Genomic DNA, 17,839 nt, shown 5'->3' with positions numbered 1-17,839 from the left:
CACATGACTCTATTCCCCGACCTGATCGATCTCCCCCGCCAATTGCGGCATTCCGAAGTGCGCGACCTTGCCTGGGTGATCCTCGCGCCGCCCATGCTTGAAACCGCGCCCTGGCCGCAGCGCCATCCACTGGCGGGCAGCGACTGGGTAAAAGCGCCACAGCAACTGGCGGACTTTCTCTGGCAACTGGACCGCGACAGCCGCCCGCTCGAAGACTGGCTGGCGCAGGCCACCACACGAAGACTGGGCCGCTATTACGAACGGCTCTGGCAATTCGCCCTGCAGCATGCGCCGGGGGTGGAAATAATCGCCGCCAACCTGCCGATCAGGCTTGGCAGCCAGACCCTGGGCGAGCTGGACATGCTGCTGCGTGATCGCGAAGGCGTGCACCACGTCGAACTGGCGATCAAGCTCTACCTGGGGCCACAGGACGGCGATGGCAGCGACCCGGCGCACTGGCTGGGGCCTGGCTGTCAGGACCGGCTGGACCGCAAACTGACGCATCTGAGCCAGCATCAGTTGCCGATGTCGGCACGCCCGGAAAGCCGGGCGACGCTGGCAGCGCTGGGGGTCGAAGCGTTCACTGCGCGGTTGTGGCTGGGCGGCTACCTGTTGTATCCGTGGCCAGGCTCATGCCAGTCCCCTGCCGGCGTTCATCCGCAGCACCTCAAGGGTCGCTGGCTACATCAACGTGACTGGAAGTCGTTCCTGGCGCAAAGCCAACCGGGACGCTGGCAGCCCCTGCCGCGCCATGCCTGGCTGGCGCCGGCACTCTATAACGAGGCATGGAGCGATCAACAATTGCACGAATGGCTGAGTGAACTCGACCCGCTGGCCCCGGCGCAGCTATTGGTGCGCCTCAGGGAGAATGCCGAGGGCCACTGGGAAGAAGCCGAACGGCTGTTTCTGGTGTCGGACATGTGGCCGAACCTCGCCGATACCAGTCATCCGCTCAACTCAACCGCAATGCCAGCGCAGCCAGTGTGACCAGCAGCACAGGCACGGTCAGCACGATACCGACCTTGAAGTAGTAGCCCCAGCTGATAGTGATGCCCTTGCGCTGCAGCACATGCAGCCAGAGCAGCGTGGCCAGGCTGCCGATGGGGGTGATTTTCGGGCCGAGGTCGCTACCGATCACGTTGGCGTAGATCATGGCTTCCTGGATCGCACCGCTGGCATGACTTGCGTCGATGGACAGCAGCCCGATGAGTACCGTGGGCATGTTGTTCATGATCGAAGACAGGAACGCAGTCATCACGCCGGTGCCCATCGCCGCGCCCCAGATGCCATAGCCCGCGAACCAGTCCAGCAGATTGGCCAGGTAATCGGTCAGCCCGGCGTTACGCAGGCCATAGACCACCAGGTACATGCCCAGCGAAAAGACCACGATGTGCCACGGTGCTTCTTTCATCACCTTGCGGGTCTTGATCGTATGCCCTTTGGCGGCGATGGCCAGCAGCAACACTGCACACACCGACGAGATCGCGCTGATCGGGATGCCCAGCGGTTCAAGGGCGAAACAGCCCACCAGCAGAATCACCAGCACCGCCCAACCGGCCAGAAACGTGGCGCGGTCATGGATGACCGTTTCCGGCTTGTCCAGCTGTTCGGGCTCGAACTCGGCGGGAATATCCCGACGGAAATACCACATCAGCACGGCCAGGGTGGCGGCGACACTGGCCAGATTCACCGGCACCATGACGGCTGCGTAACGGTTGAAACCGATCTTGAAGTAATCCGCCGACACGATGTTCACCAGGTTCGAGACCACCAGCGGCAGGCTGGCCGTATCGGCGATGAAACCGGCCGCCATGACGAACGCCAGCGTCGACGCAGGCGAGAAACGCAACGCCAGCATCATGGCAATGACGATCGGGGTGAGGATCAGCACCGCGCCATCGTTGGCGAACAAGGCGGACACCAGCGCACCGAATAGCACGAACAGGGCAAACAAACGGCGCCCGTTGCCCTTGCCCCAGCGCGCCACATGCAGCGCTGCCCAGGCGAAGAAACCGGCCTCATCGAGCAGCAGCGTGATGATGATCAGCGAAATGAACGTCGCCGTGGCATTCCAGATGATGCCCCACACCACAGCGATGTCACTGACGTGCACGACGCCTGTCAGCAACGCCAGAATTGCCCCCAATACGGCACTCCAGCCTACACCCAGGCCCTTGGGTTGCCAGATGACCAGCGTGATGGTGAACAGGAAAATCAGCGTTGCTATCAGCATTATTTGGTCCGAGGCAGAAGAATCGCGAGGATACCGAGCAGCGGCAGGTACGAGCACAGCGTGTAGACGAACAGGATGCCGTGGCTGTCAGCCAGATAACCGAGCAAGGCAGCGCCAATGCCGCCGAAGCCGAACATCAGGCCGAAGAACAGCCCGGCGATCATGCCCACGTTGCCAGGCACCAGCTCCTGGGCGTAGACCACGATGGCGGAAAACGCCGAGGCCAGGACGAAGCCAATGATCACACTGAGTACGCTGGTCCAGAACAGATCCGCATAGGGCAGCGCCAGGGTGAACGGCGCGGCACCAAGAATCGAGAACCAGATCACCGCCTTGCGGCCAATTCGGTCACCGATCGGCCCGCCGAAAAAGGTCCCCGCCGCCACGGCGCCCAGAAACAGGAACAGGTGCAACTGCGAGCTGGCGACCGACAGACCAAATTTCTCGATCAGGTAGAAGGTGAAATAGCTGGTCAGGCTGGTCATGTAGAAGAACTTGGAAAACACCAGGAACGCCAGCACTGCCAACGAGGCAATCACGCGTTTTCTGGACAGACCATGAGTGGCTGCCTGACCGGCCTTGAGCTTGAACAGGTTGAGGTGCGTGCGATACCAGCGGCTGATCGCATACAGCAGCCCCAGCGAGAACAACGCAAACAGGCCGATCCAGGCGACATTGCCCTGGCCGAACGGGATGATGATCGCCGCCGCCAGCAACGGTCCGAATGCCGTGCCTGTGTTGCCGCCGACCTGAAAGGTCGATTGCGCGAGCCCGTAACGACCACCGGAGGCCAGCCGCGCGATACGCGAGGCTTCCGGGTGGAACGTTGACGAGCCGATGCCGATCAGCGCGGCGGCCAGCAGGATCAAGGGGAAACTGCCGACCATCGACATCATGACGATGCCGATCAGCGTGCAGATCGATCCGACGGGCAGTACCAGCGGGTTGGGATGGCGGTCAGTGTAATAACCGACCCAGGGCTGCAGCAGCGAGGCTGTGATCTGAAATGTCAGGGTAATCAGGCCGATCTGGGTGAAGCTCAGGTCGTAGCTGGCCTTGAGCATCGGGTAGATCGACGGGAGGATGGCTTGAATCAGGTCGTTGACCAGGTGCGCGAGGGCAACAGCACCGATGATGCGCATCACCAGCGGGCTGGCTTGAGGGGTGGTCGAGGCCTTCGCCGTCGCGGGCGGAGCACTGGTCGCCATGGTATTTATCCGTAAAAGGGTTCGCGGGCCGCCCGGTACGAATGATTACAAGATGTGTCACGCGTACCGGGGCGCGCCAATGTGCCATTTTTCGGGGCGACTGTGCCACGTTTTGTTGCATTTTTGCTGACGGAAATGCCTTTCGTGACGCTCTGCGTCACACGGCGGTTCTGCGACATCAGCTGGATTGAGGTTCGACTCAGATTCTCGTTCCCACGCTCCGCGTGGTAATGCCTTTCGTGACGCTCTGCGTCACACAGCGGTTCTGCGACATCAGCTGGATTGGCGTTCGACTCAGATTCTCGTTCCCACGCTCCAGCGTGGGAATGCAGTTCGTGACGCTCTGCGTCACACGGCGGTTCTGCGACATCAGGCGGATTGGGGTTCGACTCAGATTCTCGTTCCCACGCTCCGCGTGGTAATGCCTTTCGTGACGCTCTGCGTCACACAGCGGTTCTGCGACATCAGGCGGATTGGGGTTCGACTCAGATTCTCGTTCCCACGCTCCGCGTGGTAATGCCTTTCGTGACGCTCTGCGTCACACAGCGGTTCTGCGACATCAGCTGGATTGACGTTCGGCTCAGGTCACCTTTTCGCCCCTCGGCGACCTACTTTGATGGGGCCAAAGTAGGCAAACCCCCTCGCTCCGGTTTCCGGCCCGACTTCGTCGGGTTCCTTCGCCCTGTCACTGATCCGGGGGTCGCCGCAACGCGCCATCCATGGCGCGGTGCGGCTAGCCTGGCGTCCTGCCAGGCTACCCCCGGATCAGCGCCAGGACTCAGCCGTCACTAACGTCGCACTCTGCGTCGTCAGTGACATCGCGGTTGAAAAGCGCTTTTGCGCCAGTGGCTGCGCGTAAGACATGGGATTCTGTTGACTATCGTTCCAACGCTCCGCATTGGAATGCAGTTCGTGACGCTCTGCGTCACACGGCGGTTCTGCGACATCAGGCGGATTGGGGTTCGCCTCAGATTCTCGTTCCCACGCTCTGCGTGGTAATGCCTTTCGTGACGCTCTGCGTCACACAGCGGTTCTGCGACATTAGCTGGATTGACGTTCGGCTCAGGTCACCTTTTCGCCCCTCGGCGACCTACTTTGATGGGGCCAAAGTAGGCAAAACCCCTCGCTCCGGTTTCCGGCCCGACTTCGTCGGGTTCCTTCGCCCTGTCACTGATCCGGGGGTCGCCGCAACGCGCCATCCATGGCGCGGTGCGGCTAGCCTGGCGTCCTGCCAGGCTACCCCCGGATCAGCGCCAGGACTCAGCCATCACTAACGTCGCACTCTGCGTCGTCAGTAACATCGCGGTTGAAAAGCGCTTTTGCGCCAGTGGCTGCGAGTAAGGCATGAGATTGTTTTGACTATCGTTCCCCGCGTTGGAATGCAGTTCGTGACGCTCTGCGTCACACAGCGCTCTGCGATGCGAGCCATGTTCGTTTCCGGCCTCTGCCCTCAGGCAATTGACCCCACCACCGGTTCCTCGCCTGTAACAGGTACATCATGCAACGATATTTTCGAGGTTTCCGGCAGGGCCATGCCGCCGGCCATTGCCAGTGCTGCCACGGCGATGAGGTAGAACGCGGGCGACAGGTTGCTGCCGGTCATGCTGATCAGCCAGGTTGCCATCAGCGGCGCGGTGCCGCCGAACAGGGTGTAGGCCATGTTGTAGGTGATCGCCGAGGCGGTGTAGCGGGTACGGGTGGGAAAGGTTTCCGACAGCAGTGCGGCTGTTACCACGCCACACAGCACTGCGCCCACGGCGAGCAGCATGACGCCGATGATCGAGGCGATGAACGAGCCGGAGCTGGCCATCAGGAATGATGGAACCACCACGACCATCAACAGAATGCAGGCCGTTGCCATGGTGACCCGGCGCCCTACCCGATCCGAATAGGCACCGGCCAGTGGGCAGAGGGCGGCGGCGAAGGCCAGCGCGATCAACGAGACCAGCAGCGCCGTTGCCCTGCTCAGTCCACCGGCCACTTGCAGGTAGGTCGCGAAGTAGGTGGTGAACATGTAGAACGACAACGCCGTCAGTGACACGAATGCGCCCAGACAGCACATCGCCGCGGCGTGATGGCGCAAGGTATCCTTGAGCGGCGAGTGAGCCACGGCGTGTTCTTGAGCAACCGCCTGAAACGCCGGGGTTTCATCGAGCTTCCAGCGCAGGTACAGCCCGACCAGCCCCAGCGGCGCAGCAATCAGAAACGGCAGACGCCAGCCCCAGTTGCCCATGGCCTCGGTCGACAGCAACGACTCAAGCGCGTAGGCCACTACTGCTGCGGCAGCGAATGCGGAGAACGTCGAGACCGGAACGAAGCTGCCGTACCAGGCACGTTGCGTGCGCGGCGCGTGCTCCATGAGGTACGCGCAGGCACCGGCATACTCGCCGCCGGCCGAGAAACCCTGCGCACAGCGAATGATGGTCAGCAGCACCGGTGCCATCACACCGATCGCGGCATAGGTCGGCAACAGGCCGATCAGTGTGGTGGCGCCGGCCATCAGCAGGATGGTCATGGCCAGGGTTTTCTTGCGCCCGATCCGGTCACCCAGCATGCCGAAGAAAATCCCGCCCAGCGGTCTGAATGCAAAGGCCACGGCGAACACGGCAAAGGTTTTCAACAACGCTGCACTGCTGTCGCCGCTGGGGAAAAACTGCAGCGCGATCGTCGTCGCCAGAAATCCATAGACGGCAAAATCGAACCACTCGACGAAGTTGCCGATGGCCGCAGCGACGATGACTTTTTTCAGCGTGGCAGGGTCGACTTGCTCTACGGTAGTAGTGGTCATGGCGGGCCTCGGCGTGTTGATCTGGAATGGATCGATTATCGAGACAGCGACCCGGATGCCCCTCTCCAGAAGTGTCATCCACGTAGTCAGGGCCGACGTCTCGCATCGTTCTGCGCAGAATTCATGCCAAAGGCTCTGCCACGTGGCTTACAGGCCCATCGCACGCCGCCCCTGAAGGCCGCCGGTGTGGACGAAGACCAGCCGGGTGCCGGGCGCGAAACGACCGGCCAGCACTTCATCATGCAGGGCCAGCAACGCCTTGCCGGTGTACAGCGGCTCCAGAGGTACACCGCTCTGTGCCTCGCTGTCGGCAATGAAACCGAGCAGCGCCGCGTCGGTTCTGGCGAAACCGCCGCGGCTGGCATCGAGCAGAATACAAGTGGGTGGCAGGCGCGGCGCGACATCGGTTTGCGCACCGGCCGCCTCATTCAGCACCGCGATGATATTTTGCGCGACCCCGTGATCCTCGGGCACAGCCATCGCCCCATACACCGGCCGGGCGCCCGCCTCTGCCAACAGCAAGCCGACCAGAGTGGTGCCGGTGCCTGCCGCCAACCACCATCCGTGGTAATCGTCCCAGCCCAGGTGCCCGAGCTGCTCGTCGAGCATTGCCCGCAACCGACCGCAACCCAATGCACCGGCAAGCCCGCCACCGCCTTCGGCAATCGGATAAAGACCGGGATAGCGGGCCTGCCACGGCGACCAGAAGCCCGCAGCATGCCGCTCACGATAGCCGGCATAACCCAGCCAGTGCAGTTGCATGCCGAAAGCCTGCAGATCGAGCACCGTCGGCGTCTGCTGGGCATGACCGCGCAACAGGCCGACCGTCGGGAAACCGAAGCGTTTGCCTGCAGCGGCCAGGGCACGCAGATGATTGGAATGTGCGCCGCCGAGGCTGATCAACCCCTCGGCCCCCGAATCAACAGCCAGACTGAGGTGCTCGCTGAGCTTGAACCATTTGTTACCGCTGATCAGCGCGTCGATAAGGTCCAGGCGCAGGATCGCAACCTCGACCCCGGCGTCTTGCAGCCAGGGCAGGTTCAAGCGTTCCAGGGGAGCAGTGGGTTGCCAGCCGAGGGCGTCGAGCATCATGCGCCGCAGTTTACAGACAAGCCGTTTCAGGGTCTTCGCCGGTCAGCAGGCTGCGTTGCAAAACCCTTGATCAGGCATTGTCTGTCACAGAGTGGCGGCCAGACGTGAGCCCTGGTCGATGGCCCGCTTGGCGTCCAGCTCTGCGGCAACATCCGCGCCGCCGATCAGGTGCACGCTTTGCCCGGCGTTGAGCAGATCGTCATACAGCTCACGCAACGGGTCCTGCCCGGCACAGATCACTACGTTATCCACCGCCAGCAGCTTTTCCTCGCCGTCTTCGCCGATGCGAATATGCAGCCCTGCATCGTCGATTTTCAGGTACTGAACGGCATTGAGCATCTGCACCTGTTTGTTCTTGAGCCCCGTGCGGTGAATCCAGCCGGTGGTTTTGCCCAGGCCGTCGCCCACCTTGGAGCTCTTGCGCTGCAACAGAAACACCTGGCGTGCCGGCGCGTGGACTTCGGGTTTGACCCCGGCGACACCGCCGCGAGCCTGCAACGTCATATCGATGCCCCACTCTTTCCAGAAAGCCTCGCGATCCAGACTGGTGGCCACGCCCTGATGCACGAGAAATTCCGACACATCGAAACCGATACCACCCGCGCCTATCACCGCCACGCGGCGTCCGACCGGCTTGCGCTGCAATATGACGTCCAGATAGCTCAACACCATGGGGTTATCGATGCCGGGGATGGCCGGTGTGCGCGGCGCGATGCCGGTCGCCAGAATCACCTCGTCAAAGCCTGCGTCCAGCAGGTCTGCAGCCTTTACCCGATTGCCAAGACGTAACTGAACACCCGTCTCCTGCACTTTGTTGCGGAAGTAACGCAGCGTTTCGGCGAACTCCTCCTTGCCCGGCACGCGCTTGGCGATATTGAACTGGCCGCCGATTTCGCTGGCCGAATCGAACAGCGTCACCTCATGCCCGCGCTGTGCGGCGACGGTCGCCGCGGCCAGACCGGCAGGCCCGGCACCCACTACGGCAATTTTCCTGATCTGCAGGGTGGGCAGGTAATTGAGCTCGGTCTCGTGGCAGGCACGCGGATTGACCAGACAGCTGGTCAGCTTGCCGCCGAAGGTGTGGTCGAGGCAGGCCTGGTTGCAGCCGATGCAGGTGTTGATGCGTTCGGCATGGCCCGCAGCGGCCTTGTTGACGAACTCGGGATCGGCCAGAAACGGACGAGCCATCGAGACCATGTCTGCATCACCTTCGCTGAGAATGCGCTCGGCAACTTCCGGGGTATTGATCCGGTTGGTGGTAATCAGCGGGATGCTAACCGAGCCGCGCAGTTTCGCAGTGACCTTACTGAATGCGGCGCGCGGCACCTTGGTGGCGATGGTCGGAATGCGCGCTTCATGCCAGCCGATGCCGGTGTTGATCAGGGTTGCACCGGCCTGCTCGACCGCCTTGGCCAGCTCGACGATTTCTTCCCAACTGCTGCCGCCTTCCACAAGATCGAGCATCGACAGGCGAAAGATGATGATGAACTGCGCCCCGACCGCCTCACGCACGCGCCTGACGATCTCGACCGCCAGCCGCATGCGGTTTTCATAGCTGCCGCCCCAACGGTCGGTCCGGTGGTTGGTATGCGCGGCCAGGAACTGATTGATGAAATAGCCTTCCGAGCCCATGATTTCGACACCGTCATAACCGGCACTGCGGGCCAGTGTCGAGCAGGTCACGAAATCAGCGATCTGCTTTTCGATGCCCTCTTCATCCAGTTCTCGCGGCGTAAACGGGTTGATCGGCGCCTGAATGGCGCTGGGCGCGACCTGCTTGCGGCTGTAGGCGTAGCGACCGGCATGGAGGATCTGCAGGCAGATCTTGCCGCCAGCGTCGTGGACCGCCTGGGTCACGATACGATGGCGCTCCGCTTCTTTGGCGTTGGTGAGTTTTGCCGCGCCGTCATACACCCCGCCCTCTTCGTTGGGCGCGATGCCGCCGGTGACCATCAGCCCGACCCCGCCACGGGCGCGTTCGGCAAAATAGGTCGCCATGCGCTCGAAGCCGCCCGGCCGCTCTTCGAGACCGGTGTGCATCGAGCCCATCAGGGTGCGGTTGCGCAAGGTCGTGAAGCCCAGGTCCAGCGGGGCCAGCAGGTGCGGATAATGAGCAGCAGTCATGGCGAAGCTCCATCGAGTCAATCACGGAATAGCAAGGACCTCTGCGGGTCCTCTGGTTCATGGGCACCAGTAAAGACGCATCCCGCCACACACTCAATGACCGAAAGTGACAAGTTATTGATCCAAACGCGCAGTGGCACTTGGCAAGCGCCTGACGCCGCCCTACCCTAGTCGACAATTTCCCGATGGCCGTCATTCGATCTTTTTATGCGCAAATTCTTCGCCATCTGCCTGGTTCTGCTGAGCGTTGCCAGCCTCGTCAGCTACGCGATCTGGACCGATCAACGTCCGGCGGGTCACTACCTGTCCGATCTGCGCATTCGTCTGGCCATCAATGAAGGCCAGCCCGGTGAGCGCGGCAACCTGCTGGGGATCGAGCCCGAGCTGTTTCCGACTGATTACCAGAACACCGAGCGACTGCACCGCAAGCTCGCCGCTTATTTGCAACAGGCCCGTGACAAGGGGCTGATCAACTCACGCACGGTGGTGGTACTGCCGGAACATATCGGCACCTGGCTGTTCGCCAGTGGCGAGAAGGATCAGCTCTATCAAGCCGCCACGCTGGATGACGCCATGGAATGGCTGTCGTGGAGCAATCCGTTGCAATTTATCACGGCGATCCTGGGGGCCGAAGGCAGGGACCGTCTGGATGACGCCCACCTGCGGATCAAGGCCCGATCGATGGCGCGGGACTATCAGACACTGTTTGGCGGCCTGGCCAGAGAGTTCGGCGTCACACTGGTGGCAGGCTCGATTGTGCTGCCCGATCCCAGCGTTGAAGATGGCCAGCTGAAGGTCGGCAGTGGCGCGCTGTATAACAGCAGCCTGACGTTTGGCAGCGATGGGCTGCCGCTCGGTCAGCCGCAGCGTCAGTTGTACCCCGAGCGCTATCAGAAGCGTTATGTGCGCACGGCAAGCGACGCACCGTTGAATGTGATCGACACCCCGGCCGGGCGCTTGGGTGTGCTGATCGGCAGCGACAGCTGGTACCCGGATAATTACGCGCGCCTGAACCAGAACGGTGCGCAACTGATTGCAGTGCCGGCCTTCGTCATCGGCAAGGCCGCCTGGTCCGAACCGTGGCGCAAGCCAAGGCATACAGACATCGACGTGCCGACCGACACGCCCAGCGAGGGCGAAGCCTGGCATCACCTGACGTTGACCGGGCGTGTTCCGCAAAGCACTGCGCAAGCCGGGATCAGCGTGTTCATGCGCGGGCAGTTCTGGAATCAGGGCGTGGCCGGGCAAAGTTTTGCCAGCCACGCTGGGCAGACGATCGCCGAGCCGCAGCAGGAAAATGCTGCCGCTGGCGGTGCGCGCCTGATCAACCTCTGGCTTTGACGATGCCGACCCTGACCCTGCGCCTGGGTGATCTGTCAGTGGGTTTCATCCAGAGCCTGAGCGATGCGGTCAACAGTTTCGACAGGAACCCTGACGCGCTGCTGGAGCAGTACGGTCTTGACCCGATTCGCCTGAGCCAGGCGCGGGCGCGGCTGTCGATCCCGCGCTACATGCGCCTGGGACACGCTGCCATCCAGCTGACCGGCCAGCCCGGGCTGGGCTTGCGCATGGGCCAGCTGAGTCGTTTCGCGCAGGCAGGTCTGGCCGGTATCACCGCGGCCCAGGCACCCAACGTGCGCGAGGCGGCACGCACCCTGATCCGCTTTGAACCCTTGTATGGCTCCAATTATCGCGGTCAGTCGAGCTTCCATGAGGACGCGGGCGGCGCCTGGATGCGCTTCTATTCAATCAGCCCCTATAACGCTTACAACAGGTTTGTGGTGGACTCGATTTTAGCTGGCTGGCTGGCTCAGCTTTCCACGCTGGCAGGCACCGAACTGCGCGCACAACGCGTCGAGATCGAATTCGAAGCGCCTGACTATGCCGCGCAATACGCCGTACTGAGTGATAACCCGGTGGTGTTTGGCGCGGCGACCAACCAACTGCGTCTGGACCAGACCAGCCTGGCATTGCGCAACCCCGACCATTGCCCAAGCACCTGGCGGCACCTGTTGCAGTTGTGCGAAAGCGAACTGGAACAACAGACCCGCACCCGCAGCCTGCGTGAACGCATCATTCAATTGCTGGGGCCGTTATTGAACGGCGGAAGTGAACCGGATCTGGAGGAAGTGGCAGCAAGGCTCAAACTGCCGACCTGGACGCTGCGTCGCAAGCTGGCCGAGGAAGGTACCTGCTTTCGCGCAGTGCTCAATGGCACGCGGCGCGACCTGGCAATGACGTACATTCGCGACACTGAACTGGCGTTCGGGGAGATCGCCTACCTGCTGGGATTCGCTTCTGCCGAAGCCTTTCAACGCGCCTTCAAACGCTGGAACGGGCAGACTCCGGGAGAGTTCCGCCGCAGCCAGCGTCAAAGCGCATGAAGCCGTTCACAGTTCGGTAGCGTCGTCGGCAGGCTCTACCGGGTCCAGTTCCGATGCACGGTATTCGAGTAGTTCTTCCTGGTATTCGTCCATTTCTTCGTCCTCTTGGCTGAGTGAGTGGGGGTGATAATCAAAGCTGAAATAACTGACCGCAAGATCAACATTAAAGTGCCAATGTGAAATAAAAATGTTGATTCCTGTCAAACAGACGAAAAAGACCGTGGTCGATTCAGTATTCACGTCACCCCCGTAGCTGACGGGCGCTATTGACTTGCATGCCAGTGTCGACCTAACCTCCTGCTCATGAACCTCATCAAGCACAACCTCGGCCAGATTATTACCGTCATTCCAGTCATGGCGGGTTAGCCGACGTTTGCCAAAAACCCGCCCTGGAGGCGGGTTTCTTCTGTCTCCCGGGCAACAATTGCCGAATCAGGAGTCAGACATGATCGCCATCCCTCGCTCTATCGCCCTTCTCGCTTCTCTGGACCTGATTATCGGTCTGCCGCGCGCGTTCGCCGGGTATCCAGGCACGACGTATGAAGAGGCGATGCGATGAGCCAGGCCCCGCACGCTCTGCTCAACTATTACGCGCGCAAAATCCTCACCTCGCGCGTCTACGACGTTGCCATCGAAACGCCGCTGCAAGGCGCTCGCCAGCTGTCCGAACGGCTGGGCAATCAGGTGCTGCTCAAGCGCGAAGACCTGCAGCCGGTGTTCTCGTTCAAAATTCGCGGTGCGTACAACAAGCTCGCACAATTGCCCGCAGAGCAGACCGCACGGGGCGTGGTGACGGCCTCGGCAGGCAATCATGCCCAGGGCCTGGCGCTGGCGGCGCGTGAGCTGGGGATCAAGGCGACCATCGTCATGCCGCGCACCACGCCGGAGATCAAGGTCGAGGGCGTGCGCTCGCGGGGGGCCACCGTGGTGCTGCACGGCGATTCGTTCCCGGAAGCGCTGGCCTACTCGCTGAAGCTGGTCGACGAACAAGGTTTCGTCTACATCCATCCGTATGACGACCCTGACACCATCGCCGGGCAAGGCACTGTGGCGATGGAGATCCTTCGTCAGCAACCGGGTCAGCTGGATGCGATCTTTGTTCCGGTCGGGGGTGGCGGTCTGATTGCCGGTATCGCGGCTTACGTGAAATACCTGCGCCCGGAGATCAAGGTGATCGGCGTCGAGCCGGACGATTCCAACTGCCTGCAGGCGGCGATGGCCGCCGGGGAGCGCGTGGTGTTGAGCCAGGTCGGGCTGTTTGCCGATGGCGTGGCGGTCGCGCAGATCGGCCATCACACCTTTGAAGTGTGCCGCCATTATGTCGATGAAGTGATCACCGTCAGCACGGATGAGATCTGTGCGGCGATCAAGGACATCTACGATGACACCCGCTCGATCACCGAGCCCTCCGGCGCGTTGGGCGTGGCCGGGATCAAGAAATATGTCGAGCAGCGCGGCGTCAGCGGCCAGACGCTGGTGGCGATTGATTCCGGGGCCAACGTCAACTTCGACCGCTTGCGGCACGTGGCCGAACGCGCCGAACTGGGCGAAGGCCGCGAGGCGATCATTGCCGTGACCATCCCCGAGCAACCGGGCAGCTTCAAGGCGTTCTGCGAGGCCATCGGCAAGCGGCAGATCACCGAATTCAACTACCGCTATCACACCGACCGCGAGGCGCACATCTTCGTCGGCGTGCAGACCCATCCCGAGAACGACCCACGCAGCGCCCTGATCGCCAGCCTGACCGGGCAAGGCTTCCCGGTGCTGGACCTGACAGACAACGAACTGGCCAAACTGCACATCCGCCACATGGTCGGCGGGCATGCCGAGCGGGTCGACGATGAAGTGGTGCTGCGCTTCGAGTTCCCGGAGCGACCGGGCGCGCTGTTCAACTTCCTCAACCGCCTGGGCGGGCGCTGGACCATCTCCATGTTCCACTACCGCAACCACGGCGCAGCCGATGGCCGAGTGGTTGCCGGGCTGGTGGTGCCGGAGGAAGAGCGGCATCTGGTCGGCCCTGCGCTGGACGAGATTGGTTACCGGTATTGGGACGAAAGCGAGAACCCGGCGTACCGGCTGTTTCTGGGCTGAGGCCGAGGATATCTCTCGTTCCTCACGCTCCAGCGTGGGAATGCAGTTCACGACGCTCCGCGTCGCAAGAGGACGCAGAGCGTCCGGACCGGCGTACCCACGCGGAGCATGGGCACGATGGTGTTATCCCTGACGACTATCGTTCCTCACGCTCCAGCGTGGGAATGCAGTTCGTGACGCTCTGCGTCACAAGGGCAGGACGCGGAGCGTGGGCAAGACAGGCTTCGTTACCGACGCTCCGCACCAAACTTTACTGCGCCGGGGCGGGCTCGACTGGCGTGGGAGTGGTACTTTCTGCAGGTTCTGCGGCCGGTGTTTCGACCGTTTCTGTCTTGAACGAAGCCGGTTCAGACGGCGCAGGCACAGGTTCGCTTGCAGCAGGCGTAACCGGTTCGGCAGCATGCTCGGCCTTCGGCGCGTTTTCTGACGACGCAGGCGCCAGCTTCGCAGGCTCGGCAGCCTTGGCGGGAGCCGCCGGGGCTGCGGGAGCGGTGTCAGGCACACCCAGGTCGGCCTTGGGCTTCTCGACAATATGCGCAGCCTTTTTCACTTCAGGCGGCAGGAAGTTTTCCACCAGACCGAAAAAGCGTTCGTAGAACTTCGCTGACGAGACGGTCTCGCTGGCGACCTTGACCATCGAGTCGTCAGTCGAGCCTATCGGCATCGACACGGAGCCCAGCACGCCTACACCGAGGCTGGCCGAGTTGTTGGTTTTCTTCAGCGCGTAACGGTCCTGCAGGGCGTTGGCAAACATGGTGGAATTGCCATCCTTCGCATCGGCGGCACACACCAGATTGAAGCTGATCTCGATATGCGTATCGCCGGTCTGCTGGAAGCTCTTGCGGCCGGCAATCATCTTCGGGTCGCTGCTGGTAATGATATAGCCCTGACTAAGCAAGGCACGCCGCCCTGCCTCGCAGTAAGCCATGTCGGTCGCAGGATAGCTTCGGGAGAAGGTTCCGGCGTCGTCGAAGTGTTCATGATCGTAAACCGCCTGCTTGGGCGATGAACAGCCGGCTGCCATCAACACGGCAGAAATCCAGAAGGCGGTACGAACGTTCAGTAGCTTAAACATCGAAAATCCTGAGGAAGGAAAAGACTGCCAGCAAGACTGCGAACTGGTAAATGGCGGTAAGTCTGCAACAAGGTCGACGCTGGATCAACGTACAGTTCAAAAGGATTTGGATACAACCCATGCCCAGGCGCACGAACCCCGGCTCGCAGACACACAAAACGCAGACAACAAAAAAGCGACCCTAGGGCCGCTTTCTTGTTTGCTTCAAGGAGTTCAAGGGCCTTGAAGCGGTGTATGGCGCAGCGGACGGGACTCGAACCCGCGACCCCCGGCGTGACAGGCCGGTATTCTAACCGACTGAACTACCGCTGCGTATCGCTGTAAACCTGTTTGAAACAAACCTTGGGTAGGCTGCTTCCTGTACACGTGACTGAAAGACCCTTGGGCTTTTCAATCGCAGACCCGGCGAACCCGATCTGTACAAATATGGCGCAGCGGACGGGACTCGAACCCGCGACCCCCGGCGTGACAGGCCGGTATTCTAACCGACTGAACTACCGCTGCGCATTGTGGACTTGCGTCCGTGAAAGCTTTGTAAAATCACTTTTGAAAGCCCTCGTACTTCAGCTTTCAAACTCAACGATGGTGGGTGATGACGGGATCGAACCGCCGACCCGCTGCTTGTAAGGCAGCTGCTCTCCCAGCTGAGCTAATCACCCTTTGCTTCGTTGAGGCCGCGAAATTTACGCACCTAACGAACCTAAGTCAATAGCCTGATTGAAGTTTTTTTAAAAACCGCCTCAATCACAAAACCCTCACCACACACCAAAAGCACAAGCAATAGCTCAATCGAAGCTCGCCCGCGCAAACTACTCGGCGTACACCATCTTGCGCGTCATGCCGCCGTCGACCACGAACTCCTGCCCGGTGACGAAACCGGCGTTTCTGGACAACAGCCAGGCAACCATCGCCGCAACATCCTCCACCGTCCCTACCCTGCCGGCCGGGTGCTGGGCATGATCGGTCTCGGACAACGGCTCGGCTCTGCGCAACGAGGGGTCACGCGCGTCGATCCAGCCAGGGCTGACAGCGTTGACGCGAATCTCCGGCCCCAGGCTGATCGCCAGCGCATGTGTCAGCGCCATAAGACCGCCCTTGCTGGCTGCATAAGCTTCGGTATCGGCCTCCGACTGGCGAGAGCGTGTGGAGGTCAGGTTGACGATGCTGCCGCAATGCGCACGCAGGTATGGCGCACAATGCTTGGCCAGCAGCATCGGACCGCCGAGGTTGACTGCCAGCACACGGTTCCAGTGCGACAGCTCAAGGCTTTCCAGCGTCGTGTTGTGCGGGTCGGCGATCGCTGCGTTGCACACCAGCGCATCGAGACGACCGAACTGCCGAAGCACCTCGGCCACGCCCGCTGCGACCTGCTCTTCACTGGCAACGTCCATGGCAATAAACAGGGCATTTTCACCCAGCGCATCAGCCACTTTCGAGCCACGCGCACGATCCAGATCGGTCAGCACCACTTGCCAGCCCTCGGCAATCAGCCACGCTGCAATGCCGAGCCCGATACCGCGAGCGGAACCAGTCACCAGAGCGACACGACCGTTGTGGACACTGGCAAATTTCAGCGCCCACTCCTCGCCCGGCTTGCCACTGGCCGGATTGCTGGCCTCGCTACTCACAACGCCGCCAGACCACGAGCCAGGTCAGCCTGCAGGTCAGCCACGTCTTCCAGCCCCACTGCAACCCGAATCAGGCTGTCGCGAATACCTGCGGCTTCACGCTCCTGAGGTGCCAGACGACCATGGGAGGTGGTGCTCGGGTGAGTGATCGTGGTTTTGCTGTCACCCAGGTTGGCCGTGATCGAAATCAGTCGCGTGGCATCGATAAAACGCCATGCGCCGTCCTTGCCGCCCTTGACCTCGAAGCTCACCACCGCGCCGAAACCCTTTTGCTGACGCTGGGCCAGCTCGTGCTGCGGGTGACTCTTCAGTCCGGCGTAATGGACTTTTTCGATGCCGTCCTGCTGCTCGAGCCACTCGGCCAGCGTCTGGGCATTGGCACAGTGAGCGCGCATCCGCAGGTTCAGGGTTTCGAGGCCCTTGAGGAAGATCCACGCGTTGAACGGGCTGAGGGTTGGCCCGGCAGTACGCAGGAAGCCGACCACTTCTTTCATATGCTCGCTGCGCCCGGCAACCACACCGCCCATGCAACGGCCCTGGCCATCGATGAACTTGGTGGCCGAATGCACGACAATGTCAGCGCCCAACAACAGCGGCTGCTGCAAGGCCGGCGTGCAGAAACAGTTGTCGACGATCAGCATCGCGCCCTTGGCGTGGGCGATCTCGGCCAGCGCCGCGATGTCGACCAGCTCGGCCAGGGGATTGGACGGCGATTCGACGAAGAGCATTTTGGTGTTGGGCTTGATCGCCGCATCCCAGCCGCTCAGATCGGCGAGAGGAACGTAATCCACCTCGACACCAAAGCGCTTGAAGTACTTGTCGAACAGGCTGATGGTCGAGCCGAAAACGCTGCGTGACACCAGCACATGATCACCGGCGCTGCACAGGCTCATCACCACAGCCAGGGTTGCCGCCATGCCGGTCGCCGTAGCGACGGCCTGCTCGGCACCTTCCAGTGCGGCAATGCGCTCTTCGAACGAACGCACCGTCGGGTTGGTGTAACGCGAGTAGACGTTGCCCGGCACCTCACCGGAGAAACGCGCAGCCGCGTCGGCGGCGGTGCGAAATACGTAACTGGAGGTGAAGAACATGGGCTCGCCATGCTCTCCTTCCGGTGTGCGGTGATGCCCGGCACGTACGGCTAGGGTATCGAAACCTACGCCTTCAAGGTCGCTGTCCAGCCGACCTGCATCCCATTCCTGAGTCATGCCGCCCA

Annotated in this window: 13 protein-coding genes and 3 tRNA genes; 4 read left to right on the top strand and 12 right to left on the bottom strand. The window is 61.6% G+C overall.

The genetic code is table 11. The features are described from left to right. Positions 1-3 precede the first annotated feature (3 nt). Positions 4-987 (top strand): DUF1853 family protein, encoded by a 984-nt coding sequence (locus AC54XV_RS08640; RefSeq protein ID WP_054091623.1) that lies wholly within the window; start codon positions 4-6, stop codon positions 985-987. Here AC54XV_RS08640 and arsB read toward each other — a convergent pair. The 5 genes from arsB to AC54XV_RS08615 all read right to left on the bottom strand — a co-directional run bounded on the left by arsB (position 953) and on the right by AC54XV_RS08615 (position 9,445). Continuing rightward, positions 953-2,233, bottom strand: coding sequence for an arsenical efflux pump membrane protein ArsB (arsB, locus tag AC54XV_RS08635; RefSeq protein ID WP_011267173.1), 1,281 nt, complete (start codon positions 2,231-2,233; stop codon positions 953-955). The genes AC54XV_RS08640 and arsB overlap by 35 nt on opposite strands. Continuing rightward, on the bottom strand, positions 2,233-3,441 hold the full coding sequence (locus tag AC54XV_RS08630; RefSeq protein WP_011267172.1) for an MFS transporter: 1,209 nt from the start codon (positions 3,439-3,441) through the stop codon (positions 2,233-2,235). Before AC54XV_RS08630 ends, arsB begins: the two co-directional genes overlap by 1 nt. 1,450 nt (positions 3,442-4,891) lie before the next feature. Next, positions 4,892-6,229, bottom strand: a complete 1,338-nt coding sequence (locus tag AC54XV_RS08625) for an MFS transporter (protein WP_011267168.1) — start codon at positions 6,227-6,229, stop codon at positions 4,892-4,894. A 147-nt stretch (positions 6,230-6,376) separates the two neighbouring features. Beyond that, positions 6,377-7,321 carry a 1-aminocyclopropane-1-carboxylate deaminase/D-cysteine desulfhydrase gene (locus AC54XV_RS08620; RefSeq protein ID WP_496718352.1) on the bottom strand — a complete coding sequence of 315 codons (945 nt, stop codon included), beginning with the start codon at positions 7,319-7,321 and terminating at the stop codon, positions 6,377-6,379. Between the two features lie 84 nt (positions 7,322-7,405). Then, positions 7,406-9,445 carry an NADPH-dependent 2,4-dienoyl-CoA reductase gene (locus tag AC54XV_RS08615; RefSeq protein ID WP_011267166.1) on the bottom strand — a complete coding sequence of 680 codons (2,040 nt, stop codon included), beginning with the start codon at positions 9,443-9,445 and terminating at the stop codon, positions 7,406-7,408. Positions 9,446-9,652: 207 nt separating this feature from the next. Here AC54XV_RS08615 and AC54XV_RS08610 point away from each other — a divergent pair, with 207 nt between their 5' ends. Together AC54XV_RS08610 and AC54XV_RS08605 are read left to right on the top strand one after the other, a co-directional pair. Beyond that, positions 9,653-10,786, top strand: coding sequence for a carbon-nitrogen hydrolase family protein (locus AC54XV_RS08610; RefSeq protein ID WP_032656536.1), 1,134 nt, complete (start codon positions 9,653-9,655; stop codon positions 10,784-10,786). A 2-nt stretch (positions 10,787-10,788) separates the two neighbouring features. Next, the gene (locus AC54XV_RS08605) at positions 10,789-11,829 is read left to right on the top strand and encodes an AraC family transcriptional regulator (RefSeq protein WP_024650822.1); all 1,041 of its coding nucleotides are present in this window, start codon (positions 10,789-10,791) and stop codon (positions 11,827-11,829) included. A gap of 6 nt (positions 11,830-11,835) precedes the next feature. On the opposite strand, the gene AC54XV_RS08600 is transcribed toward AC54XV_RS08605, so the two are convergent. Beyond that, complete coding sequence (locus AC54XV_RS08600; RefSeq protein WP_225650612.1) at positions 11,836-12,069, bottom strand: hypothetical protein; 234 nt, start codon at positions 12,067-12,069, stop codon at positions 11,836-11,838. Between the two features lie 315 nt (positions 12,070-12,384). Here AC54XV_RS08600 and ilvA point away from each other — a divergent pair, with 315 nt between their 5' ends. After that, positions 12,385-13,920, top strand: coding sequence for a threonine ammonia-lyase, biosynthetic (gene ilvA / locus AC54XV_RS08595; RefSeq protein ID WP_080278059.1), 1,536 nt, complete (start codon positions 12,385-12,387; stop codon positions 13,918-13,920). A 250-nt stretch (positions 13,921-14,170) separates the two neighbouring features. Here the strand turns inward: ilvA and AC54XV_RS08590 are convergent, their stop codons facing one another. The 6 genes from AC54XV_RS08590 to AC54XV_RS08565 all read right to left on the bottom strand — a co-directional run bounded on the left by AC54XV_RS08590 (position 14,171) and on the right by AC54XV_RS08565 (position 17,831). Further along, entirely contained in the window at positions 14,171-14,995 is an 825-nt protein-coding gene (locus tag AC54XV_RS08590; protein WP_058399210.1) for a DUF2242 domain-containing protein, read from the bottom strand. A 235-nt stretch (positions 14,996-15,230) separates the two neighbouring features. Then, a tRNA-Asp gene (locus AC54XV_RS08585) sits at positions 15,231-15,307 on the bottom strand. A gap of 115 nt (positions 15,308-15,422) precedes the next feature. Beyond that, a tRNA-Asp gene (locus AC54XV_RS08580) sits at positions 15,423-15,499 on the bottom strand. 79 nt (positions 15,500-15,578) lie between these two features. Next, positions 15,579-15,654, bottom strand: a tRNA-Val gene (locus AC54XV_RS08575). A 150-nt stretch (positions 15,655-15,804) separates the two neighbouring features. Continuing rightward, a complete protein-coding gene (locus AC54XV_RS08570) occupies positions 15,805-16,623 on the bottom strand; it encodes an SDR family oxidoreductase (protein WP_024639336.1) in 819 nt (272 codons plus the stop codon). Continuing rightward, complete coding sequence (locus tag AC54XV_RS08565) at positions 16,620-17,831, bottom strand: O-succinylhomoserine sulfhydrylase (protein WP_054091487.1); 1,212 nt, start codon at positions 17,829-17,831, stop codon at positions 16,620-16,622. The genes AC54XV_RS08570 and AC54XV_RS08565 overlap by 4 nt, the downstream gene beginning before the upstream one ends. Between the last annotated feature and the right edge of the window lie 8 nt (positions 17,832-17,839).

The sequence above is a fragment of the Pseudomonas fragariae (ex Marin et al. 2024) genome (assembly GCF_059621105.1).
The sequence above is the reverse complement of the archived record's forward strand: the minus strand, read 5'-3'. Positions and strand labels throughout refer to the sequence as shown.